Source organism: Streptomyces sp. NPDC001750 (assembly GCF_042892615.1).
Taxonomy (GTDB): Bacteria; Actinomycetota; Actinomycetes; order Streptomycetales; family Streptomycetaceae; genus Streptomyces.
The window spans coordinates 31,214-47,183 of the sequence record NZ_JBIAUE010000010.1 but is presented as its reverse complement, the minus strand read 5'-3'; the positions used below and the strand labels follow the sequence as shown (position 1 = coordinate 47,183).

11 protein-coding genes and 4 tRNA genes are annotated in these 15,970 nt (G+C 70.4%); 8 read left to right on the top strand and 7 right to left on the bottom strand.

Annotated elements, in window-relative coordinates; translation table 11 throughout:
* Positions 1 to 58: 58 nt before the first annotated feature.
* Together ACFYY6_RS17555 and ACFYY6_RS17550 are read right to left on the bottom strand one after the other, a co-directional pair.
* On the bottom strand, positions 59 to 313 hold the full coding sequence (locus tag ACFYY6_RS17555; protein ID WP_073786650.1) for a DUF3073 domain-containing protein: 255 nt from the start codon (positions 311 to 313) through the stop codon (positions 59 to 61).
* A 350-nt stretch (positions 314 to 663) separates the two neighbouring features.
* Positions 664 to 1,755, bottom strand: coding sequence for a Glu/Leu/Phe/Val dehydrogenase dimerization domain-containing protein (locus ACFYY6_RS17550; protein ID WP_351517964.1), 1,092 nt, complete (start codon positions 1,753 to 1,755; stop codon positions 664 to 666).
* A gap of 175 nt (positions 1,756 to 1,930) precedes the next feature.
* Here ACFYY6_RS17550 and ACFYY6_RS17545 point away from each other — a divergent pair, with 175 nt between their 5' ends.
* Positions 1,931 to 2,776, top strand: coding sequence for a hypothetical protein (locus tag ACFYY6_RS17545; protein ID WP_389193955.1), 846 nt, complete (start codon positions 1,931 to 1,933; stop codon positions 2,774 to 2,776).
* A 525-nt stretch (positions 2,777 to 3,301) separates the two neighbouring features.
* Positions 3,302 to 3,508, top strand: coding sequence for a developmental transcriptional regulator BldC (gene bldC / locus ACFYY6_RS17540; RefSeq protein ID WP_003949541.1), 207 nt, complete (start codon positions 3,302 to 3,304; stop codon positions 3,506 to 3,508).
* Between the two features lie 1,049 nt (positions 3,509 to 4,557).
* Here bldC and ACFYY6_RS17535 read toward each other — a convergent pair.
* Both ACFYY6_RS17535 and hrpA read right to left on the bottom strand, forming a co-directional pair.
* Positions 4,558 to 4,632 (bottom strand) — tRNA-Asp (locus ACFYY6_RS17535).
* A gap of 131 nt (positions 4,633 to 4,763) precedes the next feature.
* Positions 4,764 to 8,765, bottom strand: coding sequence for an ATP-dependent RNA helicase HrpA (gene hrpA, locus ACFYY6_RS17530; RefSeq protein WP_389193952.1), 4,002 nt, complete (start codon positions 8,763 to 8,765; stop codon positions 4,764 to 4,766).
* Positions 8,766 to 9,097: 332 nt separating this feature from the next.
* Here hrpA and ACFYY6_RS17525 point away from each other — a divergent pair, with 332 nt between their 5' ends.
* From ACFYY6_RS17525 to ACFYY6_RS17515, 3 genes are read left to right on the top strand one after another with little or no spacing between them, the layout of a single operon-like run.
* Positions 9,098 to 9,625 carry a hypothetical protein gene (locus tag ACFYY6_RS17525; RefSeq protein WP_351517968.1) on the top strand — a complete coding sequence of 176 codons (528 nt, stop codon included), beginning with the start codon at positions 9,098 to 9,100 and terminating at the stop codon, positions 9,623 to 9,625.
* Positions 9,626 to 9,683: 58 nt separating this feature from the next.
* A complete protein-coding gene (locus ACFYY6_RS17520; RefSeq protein ID WP_351517970.1) occupies positions 9,684 to 10,526 on the top strand; it encodes a DsbA family protein in 843 nt (280 codons plus the stop codon).
* Positions 10,523 to 11,434 (top strand): cytochrome c biogenesis CcdA family protein, encoded by a 912-nt coding sequence (locus tag ACFYY6_RS17515; protein WP_351517972.1) that lies wholly within the window; start codon positions 10,523 to 10,525, stop codon positions 11,432 to 11,434. The genes ACFYY6_RS17520 and ACFYY6_RS17515 overlap by 4 nt, the downstream gene beginning before the upstream one ends.
* A gap of 38 nt (positions 11,435 to 11,472) precedes the next feature.
* Here ACFYY6_RS17515 and ACFYY6_RS17510 read toward each other — a convergent pair.
* The 3 genes from ACFYY6_RS17510 to ACFYY6_RS17500 all read right to left on the bottom strand — a co-directional run bounded on the left by ACFYY6_RS17510 (position 11,473) and on the right by ACFYY6_RS17500 (position 11,757).
* Positions 11,473 to 11,549 (bottom strand) — tRNA-Phe (locus tag ACFYY6_RS17510).
* 22 nt (positions 11,550 to 11,571) lie between these two features.
* Positions 11,572 to 11,646: transfer RNA gene (locus ACFYY6_RS17505), tRNA-Asp, on the bottom strand.
* A 38-nt stretch (positions 11,647 to 11,684) separates the two neighbouring features.
* Positions 11,685 to 11,757, bottom strand: a tRNA-Glu gene (locus ACFYY6_RS17500).
* 277 nt (positions 11,758 to 12,034) lie between these two features.
* On the opposite strand from ACFYY6_RS17500, the gene ACFYY6_RS17495 reads away from it, so the two are divergent.
* The 3 genes from ACFYY6_RS17495 to ACFYY6_RS17485 all read left to right on the top strand — a co-directional run.
* Positions 12,035 to 12,385: a metallopeptidase family protein gene (locus ACFYY6_RS17495; protein ID WP_351517974.1), complete on the top strand. Its 351-nt coding sequence runs from the start codon at positions 12,035 to 12,037 to the stop codon at positions 12,383 to 12,385.
* A 790-nt stretch (positions 12,386 to 13,175) separates the two neighbouring features.
* Positions 13,176 to 13,775, top strand: a complete 600-nt coding sequence (locus tag ACFYY6_RS17490; RefSeq protein WP_351522597.1) for a hypothetical protein — start codon at positions 13,176 to 13,178, stop codon at positions 13,773 to 13,775.
* 317 nt (positions 13,776 to 14,092) lie between these two features.
* A partial coding sequence (locus tag ACFYY6_RS17485) for a DEAD/DEAH box helicase (RefSeq protein WP_389194148.1) occupies positions 14,093 to 15,970 on the top strand: 1,878 nt, incomplete at its 3' end.

The window sequence follows — 15,970 nt, the reverse complement described above, 5'->3', positions numbered from 1 at the left end:
GGGGTAGCACAGAACCCGGTCCGGGAAGCCCGGACCGGGTTGATGTGTCAGCGCGAGGTCAAGCGCCGCGGCGCTTTGACGCAGGACCGGACTTGTCGTCCTCGTCCTCGTCCTCGTCGTCGGTGTTGTACAGATCCGCGTACCGCGCGTACGGGTCGTCTTCCTCGTCCTCGAACGGCTCCGCGTTCGGTGGCTGACTTGAAGACGATGCGCCCAGCTCATTGGCCAGACGCGACAGGTCAGTCCCGCCGGTGCTGTACTTCAGCTGGCGGGCGACCTTTGTCTGCTTGGCCTTTGCCCGGCCGCGCCCCATGGCTCGACCCCCTCGGTGACGGGGCTCGACGGCCCCAGAGTCTTGACACGCGTTCATGTTTCAGGACGGCCTCTCATCCGAGAGACCGTGCCCGTAGGGCTTTAACGGTACCTGCTTCCGCGGCCATACGGTACGCCGCCCGTATCGGGCGCCCCGGAAGAGGACCTGCGAGAAGCCCTGTCCTCGCTGGTCAACTGCGATTTTAACCTCTTCCTGGCATGCGACCCGCCGACCGGCGAGAGAAGTCTCACGCCGGCCGACGGATCACAGGTCGCGGGACGCTGTGTCACGCTCCTGTCACGCATAGTCACTTCATGTCGGGCTCTGTCGCCCCACGCCGTTCCCGGTCGTCAGGCGCGGCGCGCCTCGGCCATCCGCTGCTCGGCGATCCGGTCGGCCGCGGCCGCCGGCGGAATGCCGTCCGCCTTCGCACGTGCGAATATGGCGAGCGTGGTGTCGAAGATCTTCGACGCCTTGGCCTTGCACCGGTCGAAGTCGAAGCCGTGCAGCTCGTCCGCGACCTGGATCACACCGCCCGCGTTCACCACATAGTCGGGTGCGTACAGGATCGACCGGTCCGCGAGGTCCTTCTCCACGCCGGGGTGCGCGAGCTGGTTGTTGGCCGCGCCGCACACCACCTTGGCGGTGAGCACGGGCACGGAGTCGTCGTTCAGCGCGCCGCCGAGCGCGCACGGGGCGTAGATGTCCAGGCCCTCGGTGCGGATCAGCGCCTCGGTGTCCGCGGCGACGCTCACCTCGGGGTGCTTGTCGGTGATACGGCGGACGGATTCCTCGCGCACGTCCGTGATCACGACCTCGGCACCGTCCGACAGCAGGTGCTCGACCAGGTGGTGACCGACCTTGCCGACTCCGGCGACCGCTACTTTTCGGCCACGGAGCGTCGGGTCGCCCCAGAGATGCTGCGCGGAGGCCCGCATGCCCTGGAAAACGCCGAACGCGGTGAGCACCGAGGAGTCGCCGGCACCGCCGTTCTCGGGGGAGCGGCCGGTGGTCCAGCGGCACTCGCGGGCGATGACGTCCATGTCGGAGACGTAGGTGCCGACGTCGCAGGCGGTCACGTACCGGCCGCCGAGCGAGGCCACGAACCGGCCGTAGGCCAGCAGCAGTTCCTCGGACTTGATCCGTTCCGGATCGCCGATGATCACGGCCTTGCCGCCGCCGTGGTCGAGACCGGCCATGGCGTTCTTGTAGGACATACCGCGCGACAGGTTCAGCGCGTCCGCGACGGCCTCCTCCTCGGAGGCGTACGGATAGAAGCGGGTACCGCCGAGGGCCGGGCCCAGGGCGGTGGAGTGGATGGCGATCACGGCCTTGAGGCCGCTGGCACGGTCCTGGCAGAGCACGACTTGCTCGTGGCCCCCCTGGTCCGAGTGGAACAGGGTGTGCAGTACATCGACAGGCGCGCCGGTCACATCGGTCACTGTGGTGACTCCCAAGTACGAAGCGGCGGAGGACCCTCCTGAAGGTGGGGAGGGCCGTGGACCGGCCGGCAGGCGGGTCCGACTGGGCAAGAGCGTAAGTCCTACGCGTAGGTAGATCAGGTCCGGTGCCGAGGATCACCCCCCGGAGGAGTACGGGCATGACACGATCTACGGCATGTCGGTGGTGTCCTCGGTGCTCGTCCCGTACGCGTCCTACCTCCGGGTGTACGAACCGCTCGCCGCCTTCCCGGAGCCCGAGCGGAGCCACTGGGCCCGCTACGCCGGGCGCGCCCGCATCCCCACGGCCCAGGACGAACTGCGCCGTTCGCTCGCGGACTTGGCGGCCACGCCGCCGGTCGGGGTGCCGGCGCACGAGAGCGCGGACGCGTTCGTCGCCGAGGCGGACGGCGTGGTGTGCGTCTGCCCGTGGCGGACCAGGCTGCGCGGCTGGCTGGCCCTGGGGGAGCTGGCGGACCTGTTCCCGGAGGCGGTGCTGGACGCGGTGCTGCCGCCGGTGGTGCGCGGACAGGCGGTCGCGGACCACGAGCGGTGGGCGGAGCGCAACCCGGACGCCAGGCCCTGGATCCTGACCGCGCTGTGGCAGGTGCCGGTGCGCTGGTTCGTGCTCTTCTCCGACGAGGAGCGGGAGTACGCGGCGGCGGGCAAGGGCGGCGAGCCGCCGGTGCTGCGCTACCGGACGCCGATGGTCCAGGCCCGGCGCCGGCTGGCCAGGGCGCTGCGGACCCTGCGCGAGACCGTGGACGAGGGGCCGCTGACCGAGGGGCTCGTGGAGGTGGGGCGCTGGCTGGAGGAGTTCCATCCGCGGGCACTGGTGGAGCTGGACTACGCGGGCCTGGTGCATGCCCTGTCGGCGGAACGGCTCGCCGCGGACCATTCGGCCGCCGACGTGGCCGAGGGGGTGGAGGCGCTGCGGGCCGGTGACACCGATCGGGCGAGCGAGGCGTACGGGAGGCTGGCGGAACGCTGGCGGGCCGTAAGAGATCGTCAATTCGCGAACTGAATGCGACCTTGCCGCGTCTGAACCTTTGTGGCGTGTGACACGTGGGGATGAAGAGGCGGAACAATACCTCAAAGGCCGATGGGACCTACGTCCTGAACCGGGCCTTTTTCTCAAGCGTGATGGATTGCACTAACTGGGCTCTTGCGTCCTTCCCTACTCCTCGTGCCAAAATAGGACAAGGAGTCCGGGGAGGGCTCCTTCCGTCCAACTGAGGGCGGATTGCTCTGCATTGCACGCTATGGGGGGTCTGGTGACTCCTGATCGCTCTGTGACTGATCGTCACGGCTGCGTGACCGTCCGCTATGGCATGGTCCATCGGCTTCCGTCGCTGATGAACACCTGGGAGGGCAATTCCATCGGTTTGGCCGACGTGGCTGGACGGATGGTGTAGTTGTAGTGCCGAGGACAAGCCGTTCGTCCTATAACCGACTCGGCCCGCGTCTGCCATTTCGGGCAACGCGGGTCAAGGTGCAGAATTTAGAGGAAAGAACCGAGATTGGTTCGGTTCTCCCGAGGAGGCCGCTCATGACCGCTCGCACCCCTGATGCCGAGCCGCTGCTGACCCCGGCTGAGGTCGCCACGATGTTCCGCGTGGACCCGAAGACGGTTACCCGCTGGGCGAAAGCGGGGAAGCTCACGTCCATCCGCACGCTCGGTGGGCATCGCCGCTACCGCGAGGCAGAGGTCCGCGCACTGCTGGCGGGTATTCCGCAGCAGCGCAGCGAGGCCTGACACGCCCCCTGCCGCCGCGTCACAACCGGGTTCCCGGGTCCCCCAGCCCGTACAGACCCGCCCATGGCTCCACATGACGGGCGCCCGCCCCAACGGGCGCCATACCTGTGCAATACGGGTACGTCGTTCGATCGCGCTGGACTCCGCCGGGTCCGGCGCGATCTCTTTTTGTGCTCCGCCGCCTCGGGAGAGGCCCCTTCGGGCTTCTTCTCCGGGGCGGCGTCGTGCGTTCCGCCCGTGGCGCCCCCGGGGTTCCCGGGTCTCGAAGCTGCGCGGGCCGGGAGCTCCGGAGTCCCGTGATTCCTGAGATGCCGGCCGTTGTGCCGGTGCCGGGTCGCCCGGGGGCCGAGGGGCCCGTTCCGGGCTGTTGAAAACCGGGCGGCCGGTTGGCTACAAGGCGGGAACGCGGGTCGAACCGTGTGCCTCCGTACGGGATTCCGGGGGCCGTTGCCGGGCTTTCCGGAGAAGTCGGGTCAGGGTGGTCGGGGGTATTCGGCGGCATCCCCCGGGCGGCTTTCGTGCCGCACCCGCCGCTCTCCTTCGTCGCCGCCATCAGGCAGGTGCAATTGCACATATTAAATTCGGCGGTTGTAGGAAGGGCGTAAGATCACCTCTTCGCAAAACTCATTTAGTGACTCCCGTCACACCATATGAGTCGCGTCACTTCGAGCCTGCCACCTTCGGGGTGTGGATTGCCCTGCTGTTGGTCACTCGGTCGGGGGACTTTCGTCCTGGATCCAGGAATCGCCGTTCTGGCGCCCTGTGGGGGCAGGGTGGAGGAATTCTGCCGACCCGCCCTCAAAGGCCGTCACGGGCCCCGTGGTGGGCTTCAGGCGGTCCTGACGGTGTGTCGGCTACTGAGCGACCGCGGCCGGGGTTGTTGCAGTGGCCGTGACCGGTCGGCGTAGTGGCTCAAGGCCGATGCGGTGGGGGCGGGGATGGCGGACGACGGGGTGGGTGGGGCGGATCCGTCGGCCGGGTGGTCGTCGGTGGCGACCGTGCCGGAACGCGCGAAAGCCCGGATCCGAGGGATCCGGGCTTTCGTACTGCGGTCCTGACGGGATTTGAACCCGCGGCCTCCACCTTGACAGGGTGGCGAGCACTCCAAACTGCTCCACAGGACCAGGTTTTCGCTGCTGCCTTGCGGCTGGCTGCGAAGACAGACTGTACAGCAGGTCGGAGGGTCCGGTCGACTTCGCTCCTGGTGATCACTCCGTCACCGCTCCGGCCGCCCGCTCCGGCCGCCCGCTCCAGCTCAGGGGGCCGCGGCGTCGATCGCCTTCACGATCCGCTTGTCGGAGACGGGGTAGGCCGTCCCCAGGGCGTGCGCGAAGTAGCTGACCCGGAGCTCCTCGATCATCCAGCGGATGTCCAGGACCTCCTGCGGAACGGGCCTGCCCTGGGGCAGCTGTTCGAGCAGCCAGGCGTACTCGTCCTGCATCTCGTGCACCTTCTCCATGCGCGTGGTGTCGCGCTGGACGGCCGTCGGCATCTGCTGGAGCCGGCGGTCGGCGGCGACCAGGTACCGCATCAGGTCGGGCAGTCTGCGCAGCCCGGTCGCGGTGATGAAGCCCGCGGGTACGAGATCCGCGAGCTGCTTGCGCACGTCGGCGACGTTGGCGGCGAGGGCCAGGCTGTTCGTGGCCTTCAGCCGCCGTTCGCACGCCTGCCAGGCGGCCAGCACCTGCTGCACCTGCTTGACGGTGTGCTCGGTCAGCGCGACAAGGTCGGCGCGCACCTTGTCGTACAGCTTGCGGTACGACTCCTCGTCCCAGGCGGGGCCGCCGTGCGCGCCGATCAGCCGGTCGGCGGCGGCCGTCGCGCAGTCCTCGAACAGCGCCTGCACGGAACCGTGCGGATTGGCGGACAGCGCCAGCTTCTGCTGGTTCGAGAGCCTGTCCGAGGCGAACTTCGCCGGGTTCACCGGCACGTTCAGCATGATCAGCCTGCGGGTGCCGAGCCACATCGCGCGCTGCTGCTCGGCCTCGGTGTCGAAGAGACGCACGGCCACGGTCGCGCCCTGGTCCACCAGGGCCGGGTACGCCTTGACCGGCTGGCCGGCCCTCCGGGTCTCGAAGACCCGGTTCAGCGTACCGATCGTCCAGTCCGTGAGGCCCGAACGCTCGACGGACTCGCCCGAGGGGCCCGCGGTGGCCGCCGCGGCCTTGGAGAGCGCCTGGCGGGCCTTGGGGCGCAGCCGGAGCCTCAGCGCCTCCAGGTCCTTGTCCTCGGCCACCTTGCGGCGCCGCTCGTCGACGATCCGGAACGTGATCTTCAGGTGGTCCGGGACGCGGCTCAGGTCGAAGTCGTCCGCCGAGACCGGGACGCCGACCATCCGCTGGAGCTCGCGCGCGAGCGTGACCGTCAGCGGCTCCTGCTGTGACATCGGGCCGCCGGAGGCGGACGGAACGGCCCGGTCCAGGAACTTCTCCGCGTAGTTCGGAGCCGGGACGTAGTGCCGGCGTATCGGCTTGGGCAGCGAGCGGATCAGCTCCGTGACCACTTCCTCGCGCAGGCCCGGGATCTGCCAGTCGAAGCCCTCGGCGGTGACCTGGTTGAGCACCTGGAGCGGGATGTGGACGGTCACGCCGTCGGCGTCCGCGCCGGGCTCGAACTGGTACGTCACCCGGAACTTGAGCTTCCCCTGCCGCCAGGAGTCCGGATAGTCGTCCTTGGTGACGGCCCCGGCCTTCTCGTTGATGAGCATCGAGCGCTCGAAGTCCAGCGCGTCCGGCTCGTCGCGGCGCTTGTGCTTCCACCAGGAGTCGAAGTGCGCCCCGGAGACCACGTGCTCGGGGATGCGCTGGTCGTAGAAGTCGAAGAGCGTCTCGTCGTCCACGAGGATGTCGCGGCGGCGGGCGCGGTGCTCCAGCTCCTCGACCTCGCCGAGCAGCTTGCGGTTGTCGTGGAAGAACTGGTGATGCGTCCGCCAGTCGCCCTCGACCAGGGCGTGACGGATGAAGAGATCGCGGGAGGTCTCGGCGTCGATCCGGCCGAAATTGATCTTGCGCTGGACGACGATCGGCACTCCGTACAGCGTGACGCGTTCGTACGCCATCACCGCCGCCTGGTCCTTCTCCCAGTGCGGCTCGCTGTAGGTGTGCTTCAGCAGGTGCTGGGCCAGCGGTTCGATCCACTCCGGCTCGACCTTGGCGTTGACCCGCGCCCACAGCCGGGACGTCTCGACCAGCTCGGCCGACATCACGAACCGCGGCTGCTTCTTGAAGAGCGCCGAACCGGGGAAGACCGCGAACTTGGCGTTGCGGGCGCCCAGGTACTCGTTCTTCTCCGTGTCCTTGAGCCCGATGTGCGAGAGCAGCCCGGCCAGCAGCGAGACGTGCACCGACTGCTCGGGCGCGTCCTCCGTGTTGGGCTGGATGCCCATCTGCTTCACGACCGTGCGCAGCTGCGCGTAGATGTCCTGCCATTCGCGAATGCGCAGGAAGTTCAGGTACTCCTGCTTGCACATCCGGCGGAAGCTGGACGAGCCGCGCTCCTTCTGCTGCTCGCGGATGTACCGCCACAGGTTCAGGAACGCGAGGAAGTCGGAGGTCTCGTCCTTGAAGCGGGCGTGCTGCTGATCGGCCTGCGTCTGCTTCTCCGCGGGCCGCTCGCGCGGGTCCTGGATGGAGAGCGCGGCGGCGATCACCATGACCTCGCGGACGCAGCCGTTGTGCTCGGCCTCGATGACCATGCGCGCCAGACGCGGATCGACCGGCAGTTGCGAGAGCTTGCGGCCCAGCGGGGTGAGGCGCTGCCCCTTCTTCCCCTCGGGCCGTCCCTCCCGCTCGCCCGCGCGGGCCTCCTGGGCCGGCTTCTCGCCCTGCTCCAGCGCGCCGAGCTCCTGGAGGAGCTGGATGCCGTCGCGGATGTTGCGGTGGTCCGGCGGGTCGATGAAGGGGAACCGCTCGATGTCGCCGAGGCCGGCCGCGGTCATCTGGAGGATGACGGAGGCGAGGTTCGTGCGCAGGATCTCGGGATCGGTGAACTCCGGGCGGGTGAGGAAGTCGTCCTCGGAGTACAGCCGGATGCAGATGCCGTCCGACGTACGGCCGCAGCGGCCCTTGCGCTGGTTGGCGCTGGCCTGCGAGATCCGCTCGATCGGGAGGCGCTGGACCTTGGTGCGGTGGCTGTAGCGGGAGATCCGGGCGGTGCCCGGGTCGATCACGTACTTGATGCCGGGGACGGTCAGCGAGGTCTCGGCGACGTTCGTCGCCAGCACGATCCGCCGGCCGGTGTGGCGCTGGAAGACGCGGTGCTGCTCGGCGTGCGAGAGGCGGGCGTAGAGCGGCAGCACCTCGGTGTGGCGGAGGTTCCGCTTGTTCAGGGCGTCCGCGGTGTCGCGGATCTCGCGCTCGCCGGAGAGGAAGACGAGGATGTCGCCGGGGCCCTCGGACTGGAGCTCGTCGACGGCGTCGCAGATCGCGGTGATCTGGTCCCGGTCGGCGTCGGCAGAGTCTTCAGTGGCTTCCTCCAGCAGCGGGCGGTAGCGCACCTCGACGGGGTAGGTACGCCCGCTGACCTCGATGATCGGGGCCTCGCCGAAGTGGCGCGCGAATCGCTCGGGGTCGATCGTCGCCGAGGTGATGACGACCTTCAGGTCCGGACGCCTGGGCAGCAGCCTGGCCAGATAGCCGAGCAGGAAGTCGATGTTCAGCGAGCGCTCGTGGGCCTCGTCGATGATGATCGTGTCGTACGCGCGCAGCTCGCGGTCCGTCTGGATCTCGGCAAGCAGGATGCCGTCCGTCATCAGCTTGACGAACGTCGCGTCGGGGTTCACCTGGTCGGTGAAGCGGACCTTCCAGCCGACCGCCTCGCCCAGCGGGGTCCGCAGTTCGTCGGCGACGCGCTCGGCGACCGTACGGGCCGCGATCCGGCGCGGCTGCGTGTGCCCGATCATGCCCCGGACGCCGCGCCCCAGCTCCATGCAGATCTTCGGGATCTGCGTGGTCTTGCCGGAGCCCGTCTCACCGGCCACGATCACGACCTGGTGATCGCGTATCGCCTCCAGGATCTCGTCCTTCTTCTGGCTGACCGGGAGCTGTTCCGGGTACGAGACGGCGGGGACCCGCCCGGCGCGCAGCACGAGCCGTTCGGCCGCTTTTCCGGCCTCGGTGGCGATCTCGTCCAGCACCGCCTGCCGGGCCTCGGGCTTGCGGATGCGGCGCGCCCCATCGAGACGGCGGCCGAGCCGGTGGGCGTCGCGGAGCGAGAGCTCTTCGAGCCGGGACTGGAGATCGGCGAAGGAAGTAGACATACGGACCCCAGGATCTCATTCGGGCCCGAGGAACGGCGAACGTATTTCGTGCGGTCCGGGTCACGGTGTCGGCATCGGTACCGGCGTGGCGCGGCGGCGCGCGAGCGGGAGGGCAGGACGTGAGCCCATACCTCTCGGCGGCGTGCAGCCGGGCGTGGTGCGGTGCGTGAGCCGTACGGGCCCGGTGGTGCGGGAGCCGTGTGCCACGGCACGGGGGGCGCGGGACGACAGCACGTACCATTTCGGCAGCTGATCACCCGTTGCCGCGCGTCGCTCCGTCGCCCCGTCACCCCGTCGCTCCCCGTCGCTCCCGTCCGGAAAGGCCGGTCGCCGTGTTCGTGTCCGTGTCCCGTGCGCAGTGGTGCTGCCTGACGGCGGTGCTCGCGGTCGTACTGGCGCTGTTCTGCGGTCCGGGAGCGGCTGCCGCGGGCGACGACCGACCGGCCGCGCGGGCGGCCGTGGGCGCGGAGACCGACGGGGGCGCGAGGACTTCCGGGGACGCGGGGGCTTCTGCGGACGGGAGGGCTTCCGCGGACACCGAGGCGGTGGACGCGGCCGCGTCTGTCACTGCCACTGCCGCTGTCACTCTGACTGCCACTGATGCCGACGCGGTCATGGCCCCGGACTCGGATTCGTACCCCGACCCCGTCCCCGGCTGCGGCAAGAGCAGGAACGCGGACGACGCGCCCGCCCTGCCGGGGCGGGCCCGCGCCGGGTCCGACCATGCACCCGGTCTCGCCGAATGGGGCCTGCCCGTCGCGACCGGCCCGGAGCCGGTTGGTCCGCGCGTCCGGATACGACCGAGAGGCCCGGCACCCGCCGCGCCCACTCCCGTGGAGCTCTCCGTACTGAGGGTGTAGACGGCGGCCCCCGCCAGCCGTCCCGTTCTCCTTCCACGCCACCCGTACGGAGTTCCGCATGTCCAGTTCCAGTTCCAGTTCCAAGTCCGGGCGCGCGTCCAAGCCCGCTCCCCGGCCCGGAGCCAAGCCGTCGCGCACGTTCCGCAGGAAGCCGCTGCTCTACGGGGCCGCGGTCGTGATCGCCGCCGCGGCGCTCGGCTTCGTCTCCTACCAGGCCACCGCCCCCGACCGCTCCGAGCCCTCCTCCTCGGCCGCCGATGTCACCGCGGACCCGGACGCCGAGGTCTACCCGGAGCTGGAGAAGCTCGCCCGGCGCGATGCCGGTGACCGGCTCGCGCTGGGCCGGGTGGACGCGCCCGTCGTCCTCATCGAGTACGCCGACTTCAAGTGCAGCTACTGCGGGAAGTTCGCCCGCGAAACCGAACCCGCCCTGGTGAAGAAGTACGTCGAGGACGGCACCCTGCGCATCGAGTGGCGCAACTTCCCGATCTTCGGCGCCGGGTCCGAGGCCGCCGCCCGCGCCGCCTGGGCCGCCGGGCAGCAGGGCCGCTTCTGGGAGTTCCACCGCGCCGCGTACGCCGAGGGCGTGATGGAGAAGGGGTTCGGCAAGGCCCAGCTGAAGGCCCTCGCCCAGCAGGCCGGAGTCGCCGACCTCGAACGGTTCGCGCGCGACGCGGACAGCCCGGCCGCTTCCGCGGCGGTGAGCAAGGACCAGGAACAGGGCTACCAGATCGGCGCGGCCTCCACCCCGTCGTTCCTGATCAACGGTCGCCCGATCGCCGGGGCCCAGCCGACGGAGACCTTCGTCCAGGTCATCGAGGCTGCGGCCGAGAAGGCCCGCGCCTCCACGCCCCGGCCTCAGGGCACCGGGGCCGCCGACGACGGAAGCGGCACGGAATGACGGCCGACATCGGCTACTTCGCGGCCTTCCTCGGCGGGCTGCTCGCCCTGGTCAGCCCGTGCAGCGCCCTGCTGCTGCCGGCCTTCTTCGCGTACTCCATCGACTCCGCCTCGCGGCTGTTGGCCCGCACCGGCATCTTCTACGCCGGTCTGGCCACCACCCTGGTCCCGCTCGGCGCCGCCGGCTCGTACGCCGGACGGCTCTTCTACAGCCACCGCGACGCGCTCGTCCTCGGCGCCGGATGGCTGATCATCGTGCTCGGCGTCGCGCAGATCGTCGGCCTGGGCTTCGCCTCGCGCCGGATCGCCGCGCTCAGCGGCCGGATCCGTCCGACCACCGCCGTCTCGGTGTACGCGCTGGGCGCCGTATACGGACTGGCCGGTTTCTGCGCGGGACCGATCCTCGGCAGCGTCCTCACCGTGGCGGCGGTCAGCGGCAGCCCGGTCTACGGCGGGCTGTTGCTCGCCGTCTACGCCCTCGGCATGGCGGTCCCGCTCTTCCTGCTCGCGCTGCTCTGGGAGCGGTTCGAGCTGGGCCGCCGGGCCTGGCTGCGTGGCCGCGCCTTCCGGCTCGGTCGTTTCGAACTGCACACCACGACGCTGCTGTCCGGGCTCTTCTTCATCGGTCTCGGCGTGCTGTTCCTGGTGTACGACGGGACGACCGCGCTGCCCGGGCTGCTGGGCGTGGACCAGTCGTTCGCCGTCGAGCAGTGGGCCCAGCGTGTCGGGGAACGGGTGTCGGACGGCTCGGCCCTGGTGGCCGTGGTCGTGGTGGTGCTGCTGTTCCTGGCGGTACGAGCCTGGCGCGGCCGACGTACGGCCGACGAGACCGGACCGGGCGGCGAAGCCGGACGGGGCGGTGAGACGGGACCCGACGGCGTGAACGCGGCCGACTGCGACGAGGCGTGACACGGCGAAGGCCCCGTCCATCGGACGGGGCCTTCGAGTGGTGGCTGGGGCCGGGATCGAACCGGCGACCTATCGCTTTTCAGGCGATCGCTCGTACCAACTGAGCTACCCAGCCACGCAGCTCACAGGAGCTGCAGCGGTCCTGACGGGATTTGAACCCGCGGCCTCCACCTTGACAGGGTGGCGAGCACTCCAAACTGCTCCACAGGACCAAGCTTTTGTGCGACTAAGTGTCGCACAAGGTTGTGCGTGCCCCCAACGGGATTCGAACCCGTGCTACCGCCTTGAAAGGGCGGCGTCCTGGGCCACTAGACGATGAGGGCCTAACTACTGGCACTGCTGCTTCGCCCCAAGGGGTTCCGCTTCTTCTTCGATCTTCGGCAGATGATCTCCGGGATCTCAGAACGGTCAAGCCCTGACCGGCGCCCTTGGGCACGACGCAGACTGTACTACGGCGTTTCGGCGTCGGCCAAACCGAATAGGCGCGGCAGCGGTCCGGCGGAGGACGGCCGCTGACCTCGTCCGTCGCCCGCCGCCGCGTGCCGTCGTCCGTCCGGGGCGCGGTGAGCGGCCGTACGGGAGAACCGGGAGAATGGCGGCGTGCTGGAGATGACGCGCGAGGAGTTCGAGGAACTGGTCGCCGAGGCCCTGGACCGGATCCCACCGGAGCTGACGCGGCTGATGGACAACGTCGCGGTGTTCGTCGAGGACGAACCGGACCCGGCCGATCCGGAACTGCTCGGACTGTACGAGGGCACGCCGCTCACCGAGCGCGGCGAGTGGTACGCGGGAGTGCTGCCGGACCGGATCACGATCTATCGCGGGCCGACGCTGCGGATGTGCGAGTCGCGCGAGGACGTGGTCGCGGAGACAGAGATCACGGTCGTCCACGAGATCGCCCATCACTTCGGCATCGACGACGAGAGGCTGCACGCGCTCGGTTACGGGTGAGCACGCGCCCACCGGGTGTGTGTCCGCCGGGCGCGCCGAGGTGCACCGCGTCGCGTATGCGGGCGTACGCGCGGTGTGTGGTGCGTATGGACGGGCGCGTGCGGTCGCGTGTCGAGGTTGGCCGGGGCGCGTCGCGTGCGGTGGGTGCGCGTTGCTAGTGCTGTGACCGGGAAGGTTTGCCGGGTGGCTCGCGGCGTCCGGCGCGGTGCATCGCAAGGCGGAGCATCGTCCGCGTACTGGACGTACGCGGGTGATGCGACAACACCGCGAGGTGCCGTGCCGGGCATCGCGAGCCGGTGAACCTTCCCGGTCACAGCACTAGGGCGTGTTTCGAAAGTAGCGTCGTTCGCCCGAAGGGCGGGGCCCGCGGCGTCTGGTGCGGTGCATCGCAAGGCGGAGGGTCGTCCTCGTACGGGGCGTACGTGGACGACCCCGACAACGCGGCGAGGCGCCGTGCCGGGCGTCGCGGGCCGGACGGGACTTTCGAAACACGCCCTAGTGGTCGGGGCGTGGCGGGCAGGCGGAGAGTGCGCGCGGGGCGGCGGTGAAACACGCGTGCGGTGCGGGTGACGTGCGGGAGGCACGTGGGCGGGGCGAGAGGCGTGTCCCCGGCGGGGCAACGGGAGTTGGGCACGTTGGGCGCGGAGCCGGGGCTCCGCCGTGCCGCTCCGTCCGCGCCTCCTTCCCCCTTTCCCTCTTTTCTCCTTGTCCTTCTTCTCCCTCCCCGTCCCGCTTCCTCTTCCGTGTCTTCTCCCTCTCGCCTCTCCCCGCACCTCCGGAGGTACCGCCCGTGCGCCAGTTGTCCTCTTCCGCCCGTTGGGCGGCCGTCATCGCGGTGACGGTCGCCACGTCCACCGGCTGCATGAGCATCGGCGACGACGGGGGCAAGCCGCCGTCGAAGCCCTCGTCCGACCCGAAGGGGAGCGCGGCCGAGCCGGACGGCGACACGGTGTCCGGCACGGGCGGCTCCCGTGCCGGGGGAGGGCGTGCCGAGGCGCACTCCGAGCGGGAGGCGGCCGAGTCCGCGCGGCCGAGCGGTTCCGCCGCTCCGTCGGGTTCGCCGGGCACCCGGCCCAGGGCGGAGCGGAGCGAGCAGGCGGGCGTACCGGCCGAGCCGGGCGCTCCGGCGCCGGGGTGGGGCGGCGGACAGCCGGAGCCCAAGCCCTCGCAGCCGGGCCCCGAGGTGCCGCAGCGGCCCGAGCCCACGCCGTCGCCGTCCGAGCCGCCTGCCCCCGAGCCGCCTGCCTCGCCCCGACCGGATCCCTCGGAGCCGGCGCCGCAGCCGTCCGCCTCCTCGGCGGTCGAGCCCCGTGCCTACGCGATGAGCCTGCCGAGCGAGGCGGCGGAGCTGCGGACGCCGGAGGCCGCGGCCCAGGAGGAACCGGCGTAGCCGGGGCGTTCCGGCGGGATCAACGCCCCGGAGAAACCGCCGTTCCGGGGAGCGGGCGGCCGGGAGCGAGGAGGCGCGGTGGGGGCGGATGGAGGGCGGTTTGCGTGATGTGGGGGTGAGTGCGTATGGTGGTAGATCGTTTGATCCCATTGCCCGGCGCCGAAACAGAAGCGCGCCGTGTGGCGCGTACTCTCCCTTGCCGTGGCTGGACCGCATTGAGGCGGTCGAAATTGCGAATCACGGAGTTACGGGCGCGTGCCGAGACTCCGGAAGGTTTCGCATTTCGCATGTCAATTTCCAGTTCTGACCGCGCCGTCATGCCCGAGAGCGTCGAGAACATCCAGGACGTCGAGAACGTCGCTGACGAGGAGTTCGCCGGTGCCGGCGAGTTCGTCGAGAGCGGCGAAGGGCTCGTCGAGGAAGCCGCCGACTCCCGCGCGCAGCGGGCCGACGACGACTCCGCCGACGAGGCCGGGCCGACCGTCACCTTCGCCGACCTGGGCCTGCCCGAGGGCATCGTCCGCAAGCTCGCGCAGAACGGCGTGACCACGCCCTTCCCGATCCAGGCCGCGACCATCCCGGACGCCCTGGCCGGCAAGGACATCCTGGGCCGCGGCCGTACCGGTTCCGGCAAGACCCTCTCCTTCGGCCTGCCGACGCTGGCCGCGCTGGCCGACGGCCACACGGAGAAGAAGAAGCCCCGCGCGGTCATCCTCACCCCGACCCGTGAGCTCGCGATGCAGGTCGCGGACGCGCTCCAGCCGTACGGCGACGTGCTCGGCCTGCGGATGAAGGTCGTCTGCGGCGGTACGTCGATGGGCAACCAGATCTACGCCCTGGAGCGCGGCGTCGACATTCTCGTCGCCACCCCGGGCCGACTGCGCGACATCATCAACCGGGGTGCCTGCTCCCTGGAGAACGTCCAGGTCGCCGTCCTCGACGAGGCCGACCAGATGTCCGACCTGGGCTTCCTGCCCGAGGTCACCGAGCTGCTCGACCAGATCCCGGCCGGCGGTCAGCGCATGCTCTTCTCCGCGACGATGGAGAACGAGATCGGCACCCTGGTCCAGCGCTACCTGGACAACCCGGTGAGCCACGAGGTCGACAGCGCCCAGGGCAACGTCACGACCATGACGCACCACGTCCTCGTCGTGAAGCCGAAGGACAAGGCGCCGGTCACCTCCGCCATCGCCGCCCGCAAGGGCCGCACCATCATCTTCGTCCGCACCCAGCTGGGCGCGGACCGCATCGCCGAGCAGCTCCTCGCGGCGGGCGTCAAGGCGGACGCCCTCCACGGCGGCATGACGCAGGGCGCCCGTACCCGCGTGCTCGCCGACTTCAAGGACGGTTACGTCAACGCGCTCGTCGCGACCGACGTCGCCGCTCGCGGCATCCACGTCGACGGCATCGACCTGGTGCTGAACGTGGACCCGGCCGGCGACCACAAGGACTACCTGCACCGTTCGGGCCGTACGGCCCGGGCCGGCAAGTCCGGTGTCGTCGTCTCGCTGGCGCTGCCGCACCAGCGCCGCCAGATCTTCCGGCTCATGGAGGACGCGGGCGTCGAGGCCTCGCGCCACATCGTGGGCGGCGCGGGCGCCTTCGACCCGGAGGTCGCCGAGATCACCGGCGCCCGTTCGCTGACCGAGGTCCAGGCCGACTCCGCGACCAACGCCGCCAAGCAGGCCGAGCGCGAGGTCGTCGAGCTGACCAGGCAGCTGGAGCGCGTCCAGCGCCGCGCCGGCGAGCTGCGAGAGGAGGCGGACCGCCTGGTCGCGCGGGCCGCGCGCGAGCGGGGCGAGGACCCCGAGGCCGCGATCGCCGAGGCCGCCGCGGAGGCCGAGGCCGCGATCGAGGCAGCCGTCTCCGTGCCGGAGCAGCCCACGGCGCGGGACGACCGGCGCGACGAGCGCGGCAACTTCGAGCGCCGGGACAACCGGGGCGGCGACCGCGGCGGATACCGCGACCGGCGTGACGACCGGGGTGGTGACCGTGGTTTCCAGCGTCGTGACGATCGTTCGTCGGGTGGTTTCCGCCGGGACAACGACCGCCCGTCCTTCGGCCGCGACCGTCGCGACGACCGGCGTGACGACCGTGGCGGTGACCGTGGTTTCCAGCGTCGTGACGATCGTTCGTCGGGTGGTTTCCGCCGGGACAACGACCGCCCGTCCTTCGGCCGCGACCGTCGCGACGAC

Coding starts and splice junctions, on each gene's coding strand:
- ACFYY6_RS17555 (WP_073786650.1), bottom strand. CDS start 313: ATGGGGCGCGGCCGGGCAAAGGCCAAGCAGACAAAGGTCGCCCGCCAG.
- ACFYY6_RS17545 (WP_389193955.1), top strand. CDS start 1,931: ATGTCGGTGGTGTCCTCGGTGCTCGTCCCGTACGCGTCCTACCTCCGG.
- bldC (WP_003949541.1), top strand. CDS start 3,302: ATGACCGCTCGCACCCCTGATGCCGAGCCGCTGCTGACCCCGGCTGAG.
- hrpA (WP_389193952.1), bottom strand. CDS start 8,765: ATGTCTACTTCCTTCGCCGATCTCCAGTCCCGGCTCGAAGAGCTCTCG.
- ACFYY6_RS17520 (WP_351517970.1), top strand. CDS start 9,684: ATGTCCAGTTCCAGTTCCAGTTCCAAGTCCGGGCGCGCGTCCAAGCCC.
- ACFYY6_RS17515 (WP_351517972.1), top strand. CDS start 10,523: ATGACGGCCGACATCGGCTACTTCGCGGCCTTCCTCGGCGGGCTGCTC.